The sequence below is a fragment of the Streptomyces sp. NBRC 110028 genome, assembly GCF_001417735.1.
Taxonomy (GTDB): Bacteria; Actinomycetota; Actinomycetes; order Streptomycetales; family Streptomycetaceae; genus Streptomyces.
Genome location: NZ_BBUZ01000029.1, coordinates 202,315 through 218,817 on the forward strand (window position 1 = coordinate 202,315; position 16,503 = coordinate 218,817).

Annotated in this window: 12 protein-coding genes, 1 tRNA gene and 1 pseudogene; 9 read left to right on the forward strand and 5 right to left on the reverse strand. The window is 71.6% G+C overall.

What is annotated here, in order from left to right:
* Nucleotides 1-32 precede the first annotated feature (32 nt).
* Nucleotides 33-770, forward strand: a complete 738-nt coding sequence (locus ASC60_RS21550; RefSeq protein ID WP_055553433.1) for a helical backbone metal receptor — start codon at nt 33-35, stop codon at nt 768-770.
* Nucleotides 771-883: 113 nt separating this feature from the next.
* Here the strand turns inward: ASC60_RS21550 and ASC60_RS21555 are convergent, their stop codons facing one another.
* On the reverse strand, nt 884-1,993 hold the full coding sequence (locus ASC60_RS21555; RefSeq protein WP_055553585.1) for a TDT family transporter: 1,110 nt from the start codon (nt 1,991-1,993) through the stop codon (nt 884-886).
* Nucleotides 1,994-2,093: 100 nt separating this feature from the next.
* Here ASC60_RS21555 and ASC60_RS21560 point away from each other — a divergent pair, with 100 nt between their 5' ends.
* Complete coding sequence (locus tag ASC60_RS21560; protein ID WP_079038527.1) at nt 2,094-3,083, forward strand: LysR family transcriptional regulator; 990 nt, start codon at nt 2,094-2,096, stop codon at nt 3,081-3,083.
* A 28-nt stretch (nt 3,084-3,111) separates the two neighbouring features.
* On the opposite strand, the gene ASC60_RS21565 is transcribed toward ASC60_RS21560, so the two are convergent.
* Entirely contained in the window at nt 3,112-6,327 is a 3,216-nt protein-coding gene (locus ASC60_RS21565; RefSeq protein ID WP_055553435.1) for an amidohydrolase family protein, read from the reverse strand.
* Between the two features lie 213 nt (nt 6,328-6,540).
* Here ASC60_RS21565 and ASC60_RS21570 point away from each other — a divergent pair, with 213 nt between their 5' ends.
* A complete protein-coding gene (locus tag ASC60_RS21570) occupies nt 6,541-7,491 on the forward strand; it encodes an alpha/beta fold hydrolase (RefSeq protein WP_055553437.1) in 951 nt (316 codons plus the stop codon).
* Between the two features lie 73 nt (nt 7,492-7,564).
* Here the strand turns inward: ASC60_RS21570 and ASC60_RS21575 are convergent, their stop codons facing one another.
* Entirely contained in the window at nt 7,565-8,488 is a 924-nt protein-coding gene (locus tag ASC60_RS21575; protein WP_055553440.1) for a transketolase family protein, read from the reverse strand.
* A gap of 85 nt (nt 8,489-8,573) precedes the next feature.
* A complete protein-coding gene (locus ASC60_RS21580) occupies nt 8,574-9,266 on the reverse strand; it encodes a transketolase (protein WP_055553588.1) in 693 nt (230 codons plus the stop codon).
* A gap of 55 nt (nt 9,267-9,321) precedes the next feature.
* On the opposite strand from ASC60_RS21580, the gene soxR reads away from it, so the two are divergent.
* The 5 genes and pseudogenes from soxR to ASC60_RS21605 all read left to right on the forward strand — a co-directional run bounded on the left by soxR (nt 9,322) and on the right by ASC60_RS21605 (nt 14,247).
* Entirely contained in the window at nt 9,322-9,795 is a 474-nt protein-coding gene (gene soxR / locus ASC60_RS21585; RefSeq protein ID WP_055553442.1) for a redox-sensitive transcriptional activator SoxR, read from the forward strand.
* A gap of 111 nt (nt 9,796-9,906) precedes the next feature.
* Nucleotides 9,907-9,983 (forward strand) — tRNA-Pro (locus ASC60_RS21590).
* 717 nt (nt 9,984-10,700) lie between these two features.
* Entirely contained in the window at nt 10,701-11,504 is an 804-nt protein-coding gene (locus ASC60_RS21595) for an integrase core domain-containing protein (RefSeq protein ID WP_234357055.1), read from the forward strand.
* A 218-nt stretch (nt 11,505-11,722) separates the two neighbouring features.
* A pseudogene (locus tag ASC60_RS21600) lies at nt 11,723-12,835 on the forward strand (integrase core domain-containing protein).
* 1,022 nt (nt 12,836-13,857) lie between these two features.
* Nucleotides 13,858-14,247: a nuclear transport factor 2 family protein gene (locus ASC60_RS21605; protein ID WP_234357058.1), complete on the forward strand. Its 390-nt coding sequence runs from the start codon at nt 13,858-13,860 to the stop codon at nt 14,245-14,247.
* 29 nt (nt 14,248-14,276) lie between these two features.
* Here ASC60_RS21605 and ASC60_RS21610 read toward each other — a convergent pair whose 3' ends face one another.
* Nucleotides 14,277-15,056: an IclR family transcriptional regulator gene (locus ASC60_RS21610; RefSeq protein WP_055553447.1), complete on the reverse strand. Its 780-nt coding sequence runs from the start codon at nt 15,054-15,056 to the stop codon at nt 14,277-14,279.
* 146 nt (nt 15,057-15,202) lie between these two features.
* Here ASC60_RS21610 and ASC60_RS21615 point away from each other — a divergent pair, with 146 nt between their 5' ends.
* Complete coding sequence (locus ASC60_RS21615) at nt 15,203-16,402, forward strand: FAD-dependent monooxygenase (protein ID WP_055553450.1); 1,200 nt, start codon at nt 15,203-15,205, stop codon at nt 16,400-16,402.
* Nucleotides 16,403-16,503 lie beyond the last annotated feature (101 nt).

The window sequence follows — 16,503 nt, forward strand, 5'->3', positions numbered from 1 at the left end:
TTGCCCGCGGTGAGCGGCCGTACGGTGGGGCGATGAGCCCTCGTGCCCGCGTACGCGGTGTGGTGTCCCTGGTGCCCTCGCTCACCGAGTCCGTCGCCGCCACCGAGCCCGGCCTGCTGACCGGGGTGACCGACTGGTGCAGCCATCCGCCCGGGCTGCGCGCGGAGCGCGTCGGCGGCACCAAGAACCCCGACATCGCCCGGATCACGGCCCTCGCCCCGGACCTCGTCCTCGCCAACGAGGAGGAGAACCGCGCCCCCGACATCGCCGCGCTGCGCGCCGCCGGGCTCGATGTGCTGGTGACCGAGGTACGAACGCTGGAGCAGGCGTTCGCCGAGCTGGAACGGGTCCTGGTGCGCGGCTGCGGCCTGCCGCGCCCCGGCTGGCTGGACGAGGCCGAGGCCGCCTGGGCGGACGTCCGGCCCGCCGGGGCGCCGCTGCGGGCCGTGGTGCCGGTATGGCGGCGGCCGTGGATGGTGCTGGGCCGGGACACCTTCGCCGGGGACCTGCTGGCCCGGCTCGGCGTACGGCATCTGTACGCCGGGCACGCCGAGCGCTATCCCCGGGTCCCGGTCGACGAGCTGACCGGGTGCGGCGCTGAGCTGGTGGTGCTGCCGGACGAGCCGTACCGCTTCACGGCCGACGACGGGCCCGAGGCGTTCCCCGGGCTGCCCGCCGCGCTCGTCAGCGGGCGCCATCTGACCTGGTACGGCCCCTCGCTGGCGGAGGCGCCCGCCGTCCTCGGTGCGGCGCTCGCGGCTGCGCGCTGACGGCGGGCGCGTCTACGGCGGGTGCTTCTACGGCGGGTGCTTCTACGGCGGGTGCTTCTACGGCGGCGCGCTGGCGCCGGGCGCTTCTACGGGCGGCGCACGACAGCGGCCCGCTACGGCGTGAGCAGCGTGCCGCGCGCCAGACCGAGCGCCGTGCGCGCCGCGACCAATCCCCACGCCGCCACCAGGGCGCCGTACAGCCCCACCGCCAGCCAGCGATAAGCGTCCAGACCGGTGTGCCGGAACAGCGCCGCCGCCCCCGTGACACAGGTGCCCACCGGGAAGGTGAACCCCCACCAGGTCATCGCGAACGGCATCCCGCGCCGCGCCGCCCGCACTACCAGCGCCCCCGCCGACGCCAGCCACAGCAGCGCGAACCCCATCACCGGCACCCCGTACACCACCGAGGCGAACCGGGCGGCGGCCTCCGGCACGCCGGCCGTGTACGCCGCGGCGTCGGCCAGCCCGCCCGCGGCCGTCGTGGACTGCCCGAGCGGGCCCAGCACCAGGAACAGCGCGGGCGTCAGCGCCGCCGGGAGCGGACCGTGGCGCACCAGCCGGCCGAAGATCAGCGGCAGCATCAGGAACGTCCCCAGCAGGCTCGCCCCGGCCAGCGCCACACACCCCAGCAGCAGCGCCTCCCGCCCCTGACCGGGCGGCAGATGCGGCACCAGCGCCGGACCGGTCGCCGCCGACACCATCGGCGCCACGACCGGCAGCAGCCACACCGGGGACGCGTCCCCGGGCCCGATCCGGTGCGTTGCGACCATCAGCACCGGGATCCCGGCCGCCGTCAGCAGGGCGGTGAGCGTTCCGGCCGTCCACAAGGCCGCGTCCACGGCCACCGCCGCCCGTACGCCGATCACCTCCGCCCCCACCGACAGCGTCGCCGCGCCGACCGCCTGCAGCGCCATGGGGAGGCAGCCGTGGAAGGGCGCGACCGCCGGGTCCAGGAGAGCGGCGCGGGCCCGGTCACGATGGCGCGCCCAGTGCGCCGCGCGGGCGGCCAGCACGGCGCCGAGCGCCAGCACCGACACCGCCCACACCACCCGGCAGAGCCCGCCCAGCCCCGGGACGCGCACCGGCAGCCCGGCGCCCGCGGTGGCCACGATCGCGGTACCCATCACCGTGGCGTACCAGTTGGGGCCGAGGAGACGTACGGACGGCCGGGGGCGGTCCCGGGGGACGGCGGGCAGGGGCGGGGCGGGCGCGGCAGTGACCATGACCGCACCCTCGTCCGATACCGCGCCTCCCACCAGGCCCTTTTCTCCTATGAGGGCATAAGCTGGCTTTATGAGCGACGGCTTTACGGGCGACGGTTTGATGAGCGACGGCCTGACGAGCGGGCAGAGCCGGAAGAGCCCCGCCCCCGGCGGTGACGGGCTGACGCCCCCCGCCCCGCTCGCCCACCGCGTCCCCGACCTCGGCGCGCTGGAGCTGCTGATCGCCGTCGCCCGGCTCGGCAGCCTCGGCCGCGCCGCCCGGGAGCTGGGCATCACCCAGCCCGCCGCGAGCAGCCGCATCCGGGCGATGGAACGGCGGCTCGGTGTCGCGCTCGTGGACCGCTCGCCGCGCGGCTCCCGGCTCACCGGACCCGGGGCGCTCGTCACGGACTGGGCGCGGCGCGTGGTGGAGGCCGCCGAGGCGTTCGACGCGGGCGTCCACGCGCTGCGCGACCGCCGCGACTCCCGGCTGCGGGTCGCCGCCAGCATGACGATCGCCGAGTATCTGCTGCCCGGCTGGCTGATCGCCCTGCGCGGCCTGTACCCGGACACCGCCGTCTCGCTCCTCGCCGGGAACACGGCGGCCGTCGCCGGGCGGCTGCTGGACGGCGAGGCGGACATCGGTTTCGTCGAGGGACTGGACACCCCGGGCGGGCTGGACGGCGCGGTCATCGGCCACGACCGCCTCGTCGTGGTCACCGCCCCCGGCCACCCCTGGGCCAGGCGCCGCACCCCGCCGACCGCCGCGGAGCTGGCCGCCACCCCGTTCATCCTCCGGGAGCGCGGCTCCGGCACCCGGCAGGTCCTGGACGCCGCCCTCGCCGCCCACGGCGGCCTGGCCGCGCCGCTGCTGGAGCTGGCCTCCACGACCGCCGTCAAGGCGGCGGCGGTGAGCGGCGCGGGTCCCGCGGTGCTCAGCCGTCTGGCCGTCGGCGAGGAGCTGGCCGCCCGCCGTCTGGTCGAGATCGCCGTCCCGGACATCCCGCTGCGCCGCGATCTGCGCGCCGTCTGGCGCTCCGGCCCCCACCCCACCGGCCCGGCCCGTGACCTGCTCGGCCTGACCAGGCCGGGCCCGGCTCCCACCGTGTGAGCGACGGCCGCGGCCGTCCGGATCGGCGTCAGATGTGCAGCTCGCAGCACCCGTCGCGCCGCAACTGCCGCCCCACCTCCAGCCAGTGGTCCGCCGACCGCCCGTGCGCCATCGCACCGGCGGGCGCCGGGAACGCCTCGACGAGCTGCCGCTGCTCGAACGGCACCCCGCCCCGCAGCACCGAGACCGTCCGTACCAGCGAGTCGAAGTCGGTGAACGGGTCACCGTCCACGACCGTCAGGTCCGCCAGCTTGCCGACCTCCAGGGTGCCCAGATCCCGGTCGGTGCCGAACACCCGCGCCGGGAGGACGGTCACCGTGCGCAGCGCCTCCGCGGGCGACATCCCGAACCGGTGCAGCGCCCGCAGCCCCATGTGCAGGTTGAGCCCCACCGGCGTCAGCGGCTGGTCCGTCCCCAGGGCGAACACACCGCCACCGGCGAGGACCCGCCGGTATATGTCGATCTCGGTGCGCAGGGTGGCCAGCTGGGCGTCGGTCGGCGGCGCTCCGGCGAGCTGCCGCACCAGGGCGGTGTCCCACGGCGGCATCAGCCGGGTGACCCGCTCGTCCTCGGCCAGTGAGGGATCGGCGCCGACCAGCGGCTGGGCGGCGAACGGCGTGCCGATCAGCCGGAAGTCGGAGGCCGTGTAGATCTCCGTCACATCCTGCTCGGCGCGTCCGGTCGCCGTCGTCGCATGCCCGAACTCCATTCGCTGGGTGGCCTGGAGATGGGTCGTCAGGTCCTGCCCGAGCTGTATGCCGGGCGTGCACAGATGGCTGCCGGAGCGCACCCCGAGCTTGTCGTGCGCGAAGCGGGCGGCCTCCTCCATGATCCAGCCGGGCGCGCGGACGTACGTCTTGACGAAGTCCCAGTCGAGCGCCGCGGCGCGGTCCAGCGAGCGTCGCAGCCCCTCCCGGGTGCGGTGCGCCCGGGCCATGCTGTACGCCACCCGTGACCCGTCCAGCAGCTCCCCGGTGGCCAGCAGCCGCGGCCCGGCCAGCGCGCCCGACGCGACGGCCTCCCGCAGCCGCGCCTGCTCGTAGGCGAAGCCGCCGAACGAGACGGCGGTGGTGATGCCGTACGCGAGCTGCAGCGAGGTCTGGCGGCCGCCGTAGGTGTACTGCCAGGGGTGGGTGTGGGCGTCCCACAGCCCGGGGACGACGGTCCGGGCCGAGGCGTCGATACGGCGCTTCGCGGGCCGCCCGCCGCGGTGCGCCTCGACGGCGGCGATCCGGCCGCCGCGCACCACGATGTCGACGTCCTCGCGGACCGTGCCTCCGCCGCCCGTACCGGCCCAGAACCTCCCGGCGTGCACCACGGTGTCGGCCGGGCGCGGCCGCCGGTGGTCGAGCGCGACGCGCACCGTACGGACGTCGCCGCTCGCGACGTCCAGCAGCCGCAGCTTGCCCGCCGACAGATACAGGATGCTGCCCGAATCCCCGGACCAGGACGGGTGGTCGGCCGCCTCGTCGGTCAGCCGCCGCGCTTCGCCGTCCGGGCTGCCGTCCGGCCGGACCGGCAGCAGCCACAGGACGGACTCGGCGACGACGGCCATGTGGCGGCCGTCCGGGGACCAGACGGGGCCGGAGTCATAGCGGTCGGTCAGCGAGGTGTGCGGCGCGACGGCGTGCAGCTTCGCGGTGCCGCTGCCGGTGTCGACGACCCGGATGAGGTTGTAGCCCTCGCGGAATCTCTGGTTCAGCCTGTTGCGGTCGCACAGGGCGACATACCGGCCGTCCGGCGACCAGGTCGGCCGCCCGGGCAGCCCGCCCGCCCCGAGCGGCGCGGCCAGCACCTTGTCCGTACCGGCGGCCAGGTCCCGCAGCACGAGGTTTCCCGACATGTCGATACTGGCGAGCCGCTTGCCGTCGGGGGAGAGCGCGGGGTGCACCCGGCCGCCCGAGGCGAGCACCGTCTCCGCGCCGGAGGCGAGGTCCCGGCGGCGCACCGCGAGCAGCCCGTCGCGGTCGTCGGCGTACACCAGGGCGCGCCCGTCGCGCGTCCAGGAGGGGGCGAGCAGATACCGGGTGGCGTCCGCCCGTACGACCCGGCGCGGGGCGCGGCCGCCCGAGACGTCCGCCACCCACAGGGAGTTGAGGGCGGCGAACGCCACCTGGCGGCCGTCGGGCGACAGCGCGGGCAGATGCAGCCCGCGCACCGGACGCGCCCCGCCGCCCTCGAAGTCGTACCGCTTGACGGGGTACCGGGGCCGGTCGACCGGCAGGGTGGCGGCGAACGGGATCACCTCGCCCTTGGCCGGTGCCTCGGGGCGCACCAGCCGGAACCGCCCGTTCACCGTCAGCAGCAGCTCTTCGCGCGAGACCCACCGCGGCGGCACCGGCTGCACATCGCCCTCGACCGCGACCGCCGCGCCGTCGACGACCAGCGTGCAGGACGCGTTCGGCGCGACGGTGGTGCGCAGATAGGCGAGCGTGCCGCCCGCCGACACGGACGGCGTCATCACCTGGGCGCCCGTGGTCGCGTCGGTGTGCTCGACGGTCACCGGCCCGGTGCCGTCCGCCCGTACGGAGGCCACCGTACGGGCGTCCAGGACGGTCCCGGCGGGCACGCCGCGGACGAACAGCACGCGCTCGCCGTCCGGGGACCAGGTGGGGTCGAAGTCCTCCCAGGCGCCGCCCTGGAGCGGCCCCTCCTGGCCGGGCAGCCCGGTCAGCCGGGTCAGCTCGCCGCTGGCCACGTCCAGCACCCACACCCGGTACGGGCTGCCCGCCACCGGGTCGCCGCCGCGCTCGGAGGCGAAGGCGATCCGGGTGCCGTCCGGCGACCAGGCCGGACCGCGGTCGTCCCACGGCCCGTCCGTGCGCTGCCGCACGTCGGAGCCGTCGGGCCGCAGCGTCCAGATGTGGAAGCCGCCGCCCCGGTACGCGCACACGGCCAGCAGCTTCCCGTCGGGGGAGTGGACCGGACGGGTGGGCTCCAGATCGGGCGGGGTGAGCGCGACGGCATCGCCACCCTCGCGGGGGACGGACCACAGCACGTTCTGGACCTCGGCGATCAGCCGGTCGCCCGAGGGGGAGAGGGACGCGGCGCCGTTGGTGGCCGCCGTGAAGGAGAGCGAGATCCGCCGCGCCTCCGCCCGGGCCGCGGCCCGGGCCACCGCCTCGGCCGGCAGCGCGGTCCCGGCGGCGACGGCGGCGCCCGCGGCGGCCGCCTGGAGAAGGCGGCGCCGGGAGAGGGCGGAGGGACTGTCCGACGGCGCGTCCGATGCTTCGTATGTAGCCAACGATCCTCCTGGTACAGGGAATTGCACGGTTCAGGAGTTGCGGGTGGTACGGAAAGCGCTTGATCGTTACACACCGCACGTGCTCCCGGTCAACACCCCGTCAGCACCTTGTCGGCACGGCGTCAACGCCTCTCCACGGGCCTTGGCTTGGCGGCCCGGCGAGGGGAGAGTGGGATTCCGCCCTCACCCACCGGCCCAGGAGACGAGATACGCATGCCAGCTGGCGGCATCACCCACCGCACCGGCCATCTGACCGCCCCGGACGGCGTGCGCGTCGCGACGTACACCTGGCAGCCGGAGTCGAGCACCGCGCGAGCGATCGTCCAGGTCGCCCACGGCGCCGCCGAACACGCCCGGCGCTACGACCGGTTCGCCCGCTTCCTGGCCGGGCACGGCTACGTGGTCGTCGCCTCGGACCACCGCGGCCACGGGGCGACCGCCGAGTCCACCGGCGGCCTCGGGGTCGTGGGCGCCTCCGGTGACGAGGACGACGGCTGGCGGGCCATCGTCGCCGACCTGCGCGCCATCGGCGACCGGGCCCGCGCCGACCACCCCGGGCTGCCGCTGGTCCTGCTCGGCCACAGCATGGGCTCCATGCTGGCCCGCGACTGCGCCCAGGAGTACGGCGGGGAGCTGGCCGGGCTGATCCTCTCCGGCACCTTCCGCTCGCTGCCGGGAGCCGAGATCGAGGACGCGATGGCGGACATCGAACGGGAGATCGCGGACCGCGGCCGTACCGCCCTGTCCACCTTCACCCCCACCCTCTTCGCCTCGTTCAACGACCCGTACGAGTTCGGGACGGGCTTCGAATGGCTCTCCCGGGACCGGGCCGAAGTCGCCGCCTACGCCGCCGACGAGCACTGCGGCTTCCCCTTCAGCGCCGGCCTCTCGCTGGACTGGCTGCGCGCCGTCCGCAAGATCAACGACCCGCGCAACCAGGCCCGGATCCCGGCCGCGCTCCCGGTCCACCTGGCGGTGGGCACCGAGGACCCCTGCAACCAGCGGATGACCCTGGTCTACGAACTCCTGGAGGACTTCCGCTACGGCGGCACCCGGGACCTGAGCTGGAAGGGATACCAGGGCGCCCGGCACGAGATCCTCAACGAGACCAACCGCGAGGAGGTCCAGCGGGACCTCCTGGGCTGGCTGGACCAGCACCTCTGAGCCGCCGCCGTCTCGCCGCCGTCTCGCGCCGTCTCGCGCCGTCACGCCGCCGTCTCGCGCCGTCACGCCGCCGTCACGTGAGCCGCAGAAAACCGCCGATGCGCTCACGCAGCGAGACCGCGTCAAGCCCCTGCCCCGCCAGATGCTCCTCGATCGTCCCGTAGCGCCGCAGCTCGCGCCGGGCGATGCCGAGCCCGAGCACCCGGTGCGGCACGTCGGCGAGGGCGTCGTTCGCGGCCGCCGTCGAGGTCCCCGCGAGATACGGCTCGACGAGCACGACGTCCGCCGCGGCCGCACCGCCGCCCACGGCACTCGCACCGGCGGCGGCCCGCAGCGCGCGCCCGTCGAAGGGGCGCACGGTCGTGGCGTACAACACGGTCACGTCCAGCCCCTCGACGGCCGCGAGCACGCCGTCGAGCATCGGCCCGACCGCGACCACCACCCCGCCGCGCCCCTTCCGCACGGTCAGGAACCGCCCCGGGGCGATGGCGCGCGGCGCCGCGTTGGTGTGCGCCGACAGCCGTACGTACACCGAGTCGTCCCCGGCCCCGGCCGCGTCCCGCAGCAGCGCCTCGGCCTCGTCGGGGTGGCCGGGCACGTGCACCGTCCAGCCGTCGAGCGTGTCCATCAGGGCGACGTCACCGGGCGCCATATGGGTGAGACCGCCCGCGGGCCAGTCGTACGAACCGGCCGCGCTCACCAGCACCCCGCCCACCCCCTGATGCCCGAAGTCCAGCTTCAGCTGCTCGAACGGCCGCTCGACCAGAAAGCTGGCGAAGGTGTGCAGGACCGGTCGCATCCCGGTCAGCGCCAGTCCGCCGCCGACACCGACGAGCAGCTGCTCCCGGATGCCGACGTTGATCACCCGGTCGGGGTGGGCGAGCTGGGCGTCGGCGAAGCCGTCCTTGCCGATCTCCGCCAGGACGACGGCCAGCCGGGGGTCGTCGTCGAGGAGCCGGGAGACGGTGGAGGCGAAGCGCTCACGCATGGTGTCCACGAGGGATTCCCCTTAAAGGTCGAAAACTTCGATGCAGAACTGGACGCGGAACTGGACGGGCGACTGCGGAACTCGGCGCGGGACCTCACCACCCCTTGGCCTCGACCCGCGCGACGACCGCGCGCGGCCGCCCCGGATGCGGTGCGGTGAAGGCCTCGTACAGCGCGTCGTGGTCCCGCCCGTCGACCGTCGCCGCGGACCAGCCCGCGGCCTCGAACCGGGAGGCGATGCCGCCGGGCCAGCCATAGGTGGCGGAGGCGTTGTCCACGACGAGCGTGTGCAGCCGCTCCAGCCCCGCGGCGCCCGCGTACGCGATCGCCTCGTGATTGCTCCCCTCGTCCAGCTCGGCGTCGCCGATCAGCACCCACACCGCGGGCCCGCCGGCCCCGTCGCGCCCCCGCGCGCGCAGCCCCAGCGCCGTCCCCACCCCCAGCGGCAGGCCGTGCCCGAGCGAACCACTGCTGATCTCGGCCCCCGGCACCAGCACCCGGTCCGGATGGTGGCCGAGCGGCGAGTCGTACGAACCGAACCCCGGCAGCAGCGCGTCGGCGAAGAACCCCTTGGCCGCGAGCACGGCGTAGTACGCCATCGGCCCGTGCCCCTTGGACAGCAGAAACCGGTCCCGGCCGGGATCGTCCACGGTCTCCGGCGAGACCCGCAGCACCCGGTCGTACAGCACCCAGAGCGCGTCGAGCGTGGAGGTCGCGGCGGGCCCGTGCTTCTCGTCGCCGGTCATCAGGCTCATCAACCGAGGAAGGTCGGTGTAGGTCGAGGTCATGAGCAGAGCCTGCAACTTCAAGTCCACTTGAAGTCAAGCGCTAGCATCGCCGTCCATGAACTCGTCCTCCGACCGCCTCACCATCGGCGAGCTGGCCGCCCGCAGCGGCCTCGCCACCTCGGCCCTGCGCTACTACGAGGAACTCGGCCTGATCCACTCCGAACGCACCGCCGGCCGCCAGCGCCGCTACACCCGCGCCACCCTCCGCCGCGTCGCCTTCATCCGGGCCGCCCAGCACGTCGGCCTCACCCTCGACGAGGCCGCCGAGGCCCTCGCCCGACTCCCCGCCGACCGCGCCCCCACCGCCACCCAGTGGAACGCCGTCGCCCGTACCTGGACCCACCGCATCGACCAGCGCATCGCCGACCTGGAGCGCCTGAAGCGCAAGCTCACCGGCTGCATCGGCTGCGGCTGCCTCTCCCTGCGCAAATGCGCCCTCTACAACCCCTCCGACACCGCCTCCACCCACGGCCCCGGCGCCCGCTACCTCCTCGGCGACACCCCGCCACCCTCCGCGAACACCCCGTAACCCGAGGTCGCCCCAGCACCCCCACCCGGGGTGGAAGCGAGCACCCCCTGAAGTGCGGTATTGTTCTTCATGCGCGCCCGGCCAGGGGGAAACCCCGAGCCGGACAAGCACCGGGACGTGGCGCAGTTTGGTAGCGCACTTGACTGGGGGTCAAGGGGTCGCAGGTTCAAATCCTGTCGTCCCGACCAGCGTTTTCGCAGGTCGGAGGCCGTTTCCGCGGGTAGCGGAGACGGCCTTTGTCGTGTCTGGGCAGGGAGCGGTGGGGAGCCCTCTGGGAGCCCTCGTGCTCCCAACTCGCGGACGTGTCAACGGTGTCCGATTCGTCCGTCACCCGATCCGGTAGACCTACGGCGCCGTACCGGGCCCCTGCGTGCCGTCGTCAACCGTAGGCCCCTGAGATCACCCCATCGATCCGGATGCTCTCTGCATCGAGAGGCATAAGAACCCCTTGTCGGCTCCCGACCCTCTTTCGGGGTGGGAGCACGGCACCGTGCTCCCCATGCGACAGGGGGGAGCACAGACCTGAAGGGTGTCTTTATTGCCGTACGGTGGTTGACCTGGGGCTTTGCGGTCGTCTGCGTGTGGGCATGATCAATGATTGTGGGTCTGCGACTGCTCTACCTGATCTTCTGTCGACTACGGGGTTGCTTGCTTTTGCTGGGCCGATCGGCCGCCGCGAACAATGCTGAGATCCTCGTGCTTCGTCATTAGGTCGCTGTGCTTCGTCGGCAGGTGGAGCGGCCGCGGTTTCGTGGGCTGATCGTGCCGTGCTCTCCGCTCTCGCACGGCACCTGCCATCCGCCTTGCGCCGCCTTCGCGTCACCCCGGGCACGCTGCTGACCTGGCACCGGCGTCTGGTGCGCTGGAAGTGGCGCCAGACGACGGTCGCCCCCGGTCGGCCACCGTTGCCGGAAGAGACGGTCGCGCTCATCCAGCGCTTGGCGCGAGAGAACCCGACCTGGGGGTACGTCAGGATTCAAGGTGAACTGCGTCGGCTCGGGCATCGGGTCGCCGCCGCCACGATCCGGCGCGTCCTGCGCCGCTCCGGTCTACCGCCCGCACCGCAGCGCGCCTCCCAGCAGACCTGGCGCTCGTTCCTCCGCACCCAGGCCCACACGCTGCTCGCCCGCGACGTCATGCACGTGGAGACCGTCTTCCTCAAGCGCCTCTATGTCTTCTTCGCCATGGAGATCGCCACCCGGCGCGTTCACGTCCTGGGTGTCACCGCCCGCCCTACCGGCGCATGGGTCACTCAACTCGCCCGCAATCTGCTCATGGATCTCGGCGGCAGGGCTGGGTGTTTCCGGTTCCTCATCCGTGACCGGGACAGCAAGTTCACCGCCGCCTTCGACGCCGTCTTTGCCGGCAACGGCACAGCCGTCATCCCGACTCCGCCGCAAAGCCCACGGTCCAACGCATTCGCCGAACGATGGATACGCACAGCCCGTACCGAGTGCACCGACCGCATCCTGATCACCGGTGAACGGCATTTGCGTACGGTCCTCGACCAGTATGCCGAGCACTACAACGCGGGGCGGGCCCACCGCAGCCTCGGCCTACGTGCCCCTGACAACGACCCGAACGTCATTCCTCTTCCCGCTGTCGCGGTCAGGCGCCGCCGGGTACTTGGCGGGCTGCTCAACGAGTACCGCGCCATGTCACCCCGGTTGCCTCATCGCCCGCAGGAGACGCCCAGCTCAGTCGCCTGATCGGAATATTGACACCCTTCAGGAGGCGGTGCAGAAGGGCGGCCAGCAGCGCACGGTCTGGCCAGGTGAGCTTTGGTTTGTCGGTCTGTCGCTGCAGCACGGCCAGTTGATGGCGTAGCGCCAGGATCTCGGCGTCTTTGCCTGAAGGGTGTCTTTATTGCCGTACGGTGGTTGACCTGCGGCTTTGCGGTCGTCTGCGTGTGGGCACAATCATGATTGTGGGTCTGCGACTGCTCTACCTGATCTTCTCTCGACTACTGGGCTGCCTACTCTTGCTGGGCCGGTCGACCGCCGCGAACAATGCTGAGATCCTCGTGCTTCGTCATGAAGTCGCTGTGCTTCGCCGGCAGGTCGAGCGGCCGCGGTTTTCGTGGGCTGATCGCGCCGTGCTCTCCGCTCTCGCGCGGCACCTGCCATCCGCCTCGCGCCGCCATCGGTTGGTCACCCCGGGCACGCTGCTGGCCTGGCACCGGCGTTTGGTGCGCTGGAAGTGACGCCAGACGGCGGTCGGCCCCGGTCGGCCACCGTTGCCGGGAGAGACGGTCGCGCTCATCCAGCGCTTGGCGCGAGAGAACCCGACCTGGGGGTACGTCAGAATCCAAGGCGTGCTCCGACGGCTCGGGCATCGGGTCGCCGCCGCCACGATCCGGCGCGTCCTGCGCCGCTCCGGCCTACCGCCCGCACCGCAGCGCGCCTCGCAGCAGACCTGGCGCTCGTTCCTGCGCTCACAGGCCCACACGCTGCTCGCCTGCGATTTCATGCACGTGGAGACGGTCTTCCTCAAGCGTCTCTATGTCTTCTTCGTCATGGAGATTGCCACTCGGCGTGTCCATGTCCTGGGCGTCAGCGCACGCCCTACCGGCGCATGGGTCACCCAACTCGCCCGCAATCTGCTCATGGACCTCGGAGACAGGGCCGGGCGCTTCCGGTTCCTCATCCGTGACCGGGACAGCAAGTTCACCGCCGCCTTCGACGCCGTCTTCGCCGGCAACGGCACAGCCGTCATCCCCACTCCGCCGCAGAGTCCCCGGTCCAACGCGTTCGCCGAACGATGGATACGCACCGCCCGCACCGAGTGCACCGACCGTCTCCTCATCACCGGCGAACGACATCTGCGCACCGTCCTCACCAGGTATGCCGAGCATTACAACGCGGGACGGCCCCACCGCAGCCTGGATCTACGAGCCCCAGACGACGACCCGAACATCATCCCCCTACCTGCTGGCACAATCAGGCGCCGCCAGGTACTCGGTGGACTGCTCAGCGAGTACCACACCACGCCACTCCGATTGACTCACCATCGACAGAGAACGCCCAGCTCAGCAGCCTGATCGGAATATTGACACCCTTCAAGGTCCACTTCCGGGCGACGAGGCGTGCGTGCCAGCGTAGGACCGACCGCGGTGTGACCAGCAACGCCAGCCGTGCACGCTGCTTCTTGTTCACCATCCGGAGCAGCGCTGCCATGACAGCCCGATCGCTCCAGGAAAACCGAGGCCGTGGCTGGCTGCGTTGCGCGACAGCGAGCTGGTGCCGGAGCGTCAAGATCTCGACGTCCTTCGCCGCACTCGACCGGGCAAGCAGCGCAAGCCATCCGAAGAGCTGACACATGAGTTGATAGATCAGACGTATCGCCACGACTCAGCATGGTGCCGCACAGCACCCGCTAGCCTCCCGCGCTCGGGTAGATCCGAACCCACAGGTCACCTCGGGTGACGCAGTTTCCGGCACCCACAGGCCCGGCTGATGGACATCCCGGCTACGGGCGTCAGCGCGCACCAGCACCACACGTTCGTAGAACTGCCCGCGGGCGGTTTCGTGCCCTGGTCACTTGGGGCACGCCAGGGAAGCTCGCATGTGGACATGGCCCCACCCTGCTGGTCGTCCGGCTGATCCTCGCGGCCCCCCAGACACCTCTGCATCGAGGCTGCCGATCAGCACGTGGCCTGTTCGTCCAATGGACACGCCCATTGGCCGTGGCGGCGCGACGCTCTACCTTGTCGCTGCGCGCGCAAGAAGTCATCCATGGTTCAGGTTGATCCACCCAGTGAGGCAAAGGGAGAGGGCGGAAGACGCACTCTGAGCTCAGGCACTCTGGCGGCGATGGTTCTCGCCGTGCGCGCAACCCCTCAATGGTGTCGGGCCTGCGGCCATCTTACCGACGGGTCTCGCCATGGTGGTGGTCGGCACGCCCGCTACTGCCACCCGCGCGCGGGGCATGGCGTGGCGGGTCTGGGGCGCTGCGCTCTCAATGGGCGGCTTCCGGCAGCCACGGCGTATGACGCACAACGATTACCCGACGCATTCGGACAGGAGTCGAACGATGGCCAGCGCACACTCAGGATCAAGCAGTGTGAACAACGTCCGCATGCCGGATACGGTCGCTCAGGCGGAGGCGGCGTGGCTCGTCGCGATCACCAAGGGCGACGAGGAGCAGCGTGAGCTCATGCTTCCCAACTGTGTGATCGTTCATGGCCCGGTCGGGAATGTCCATGGACCCGAGCGCTTCCTCAGTTACAACGCGTCCATGGGACCCACCGTCGAGGCTGAGACCAGCGAGGTGATGTGCCGAGAACGAGGGGAGCGGGCCATCGTGACGTGTTTTCAGAAAATGCGCATCCGGCGCTCGCCCGATCTGGCGCCGTTCCTGGTTCAGGCCGTGGCCACACGGGTGTGGTTCTCGACCGACGAGGGATGGCGCCTCGGCCACATGCAGCTCTCCCGGCGGCAACCGCCGGCATGACGCGGTGGTTTCCTCGCCGCGCGAAGGGCTTACGAGGTGCGAAGGGGAACGCCCGGCCGCCAGCCGAGACTCCTGGACAATCCCAGTCCGCTCGCGACCAGCGAGGGAACGGCCGCTTGCAGTTTGATCGAGCCCGCAGCCACCACAACAGACAGAGCCGCGACGACTTGGCCGCGGCCATCGACGATGCGCGTCGCGACCGACTCGGCGCCTTCGCTCAGCTCCTCCTTGACCACCACCGTTCCGGTCGAGCGACAGGACGCCAGTTCGCGACGCAGGGCGGTCGGGTCCACGATCGTCTTGGGAGTGAAGCGCCGCAGCCTTCCCGACAGCACCTCGTCGATGAAGGCTGGGCTGCTGTGGCTCAGAAGCACCTTGCCGACGCCTGAGCAGTGCAGGGGGAGATGACCGCCGACCTGCGATGTCAGGCCAACGGCATTGACCGCCGACACTCGCTCGATGATCACGGCCTGGTCGCCTTGGAGGACGGCCAGTTGCACATGCTGGTGAAGAGCCGTGTACAGGTCCTCCACGAACGGCTGCGCGGCGCTGCGGAGCGTCTCGGCGCGCGGTGCGAGGGTCCCGAGGCGCCACAGCGGCAAGCCGATCGCGAAACGGTTGTCGGTGGTGCGTTCCAGCGCGCCGACCTCCACGAGTTCGAGTGTGAGGCGCCTGGCGGTGGCGTGCGGCATGCCGGTGCGCCGGACCAGGTCCGCGAGGCTCAGCTCGGTGTGGTCGGGGTCGAAGGCAAACAGCAGATCCCACAGCCGAGAGCTGACTGAGCGCCCTGGTTCGTTCGCGCGAGGCATCGGCCCTCCTCCTTTGTTCGTGGTCCCTGCCACCCTATCTTCAATGTTCATTGAATGGATGGTGTTGTTCTAACAATGCACAGTTTGCCGAACTCTTGCGTGCAGCCGGTTACCACCTCGCTCAAGGCTCACGGGAGTGAAAGAGCATGATGACTACAGAAGGCGCCCCCAGGATCGCGATCCTCGGTGGTGGCATCGGGGGCCTCGCTGCCTCGGCCTTCCTGCGCGACAAGGGCTTCGGATGTGACCTCTACGAGCAGGCGACGGCCCTGACCGAGGTGGGCGCCGGCTTGGTGATCGCGCCCAACGCGGCCCGCCTTCTGCGACGTCTCGGCGTGCTGGATCGGTTCATCGAGCGGGCGGTCCAGATGGAGACCGGTTGGGAGTTCCGGCGCTGGGAGAACGGCGCCGTCCTCTCCGCGGAGAACCTGGGGGAGGGGTGCATACGCCTGTACGGCGAGCACACCTACACCGTCCACCGCGCCCACTTGCTGAACGCCTTGAGGTCGGCTGTCCCCGAGCACTCGATCCACCTCGGCAAGCGCTGCGTTTCGGTCGAATTCGAAGGCGACCAGGCGGTTCTTCGGTTCGAGGACGGAGAGACGGTTCGCCCGGACATCCTCATCGGCGCCGACGGGGTCCACTCATGCGTGCGCAGCGCCATCGTCGGGCCGACGCAGACCAGGGAGTCAGGCATCTGTGCCTTCCGAGGTCTCGTACCGGCGGAGAGAGCACCCGACTTCGCCAAGCGGCGTGCCCAGACCCTCTGGATCGGCCCCGACCACCACCTTGTGCACTACCCGGTCTCCGGCGAGGAGTACGTCAACCTCGTCGCCTTCGCACCTGCCGGGGCCAATAGTGTCGAGTCGTGGACGGCCACCGCGACGGTCGATGAACTACTCGACGAGTTCGCCGGCTGGGATCCGCGTCTGGTGGAGCTGATCAGGGCGGCCGACACGCCGGGGCGCTGGGCATTGCTGGACCGCGAGCCCCTCGACCACTGGAACCGTGGGAACGCGACCCTACTCGGTGACGCGGCCCACCCGATGTTCCCGTTCTTTGCCCAAGGCGCTGCCCAGGCCATCGAGGACGGCGCTGTCCTGGCCCTCTGCCTCGCAGCGGACCCGGGCAACCCGACCGCGGCGCTGAGGCGCTATGAAGAGCTACGGCGTCCCCGCACGGCACGCCTCCAGGAGGTGTCGCGTGGAAGGTCTCACATCAATCACCTTCCCGACGGCCCTGAGCAGCAGGCACGCGACCTGGCGTACTCGCAGGCCGACCCGCTGAAGGCGAACGGCTGGATCTACGAGTACGACCCCGAGGCCGCTGTCTCAGCCTCGACGTGAACCGACTCCATACGCGGCCCATCTGCTGCCGGGAGGCGATGCGTGCGCCCTCCCGGCGGAGCGCGACTCGACGGCGGCACACCGATCACTTCAGGACCATG

Coding starts and splice junctions, on each gene's coding strand:
- ASC60_RS21550 (WP_055553433.1), top strand. CDS start 33: ATGAGCCCTCGTGCCCGCGTACGCGGTGTGGTGTCCCTGGTGCCCTCG.
- ASC60_RS21555 (WP_055553585.1), bottom strand. CDS start 1,993: ATGGTCACTGCCGCGCCCGCCCCGCCCCTGCCCGCCGTCCCCCGGGAC.
- ASC60_RS21560 (WP_079038527.1), top strand. CDS start 2,094: ATGAGCGACGGCCTGACGAGCGGGCAGAGCCGGAAGAGCCCCGCCCCC.
- ASC60_RS21570 (WP_055553437.1), top strand. CDS start 6,541: ATGCCAGCTGGCGGCATCACCCACCGCACCGGCCATCTGACCGCCCCG.
- ASC60_RS21580 (WP_055553588.1), bottom strand. CDS start 9,266: ATGACCTCGACCTACACCGACCTTCCTCGGTTGATGAGCCTGATGACC.
- soxR (WP_055553442.1), top strand. CDS start 9,322: ATGAACTCGTCCTCCGACCGCCTCACCATCGGCGAGCTGGCCGCCCGC.
- ASC60_RS21610 (WP_055553447.1), bottom strand. CDS start 15,056: ATGCCTCGCGCGAACGAACCAGGGCGCTCAGTCAGCTCTCGGCTGTGG.
- ASC60_RS21615 (WP_055553450.1), top strand. CDS start 15,203: ATGATGACTACAGAAGGCGCCCCCAGGATCGCGATCCTCGGTGGTGGC.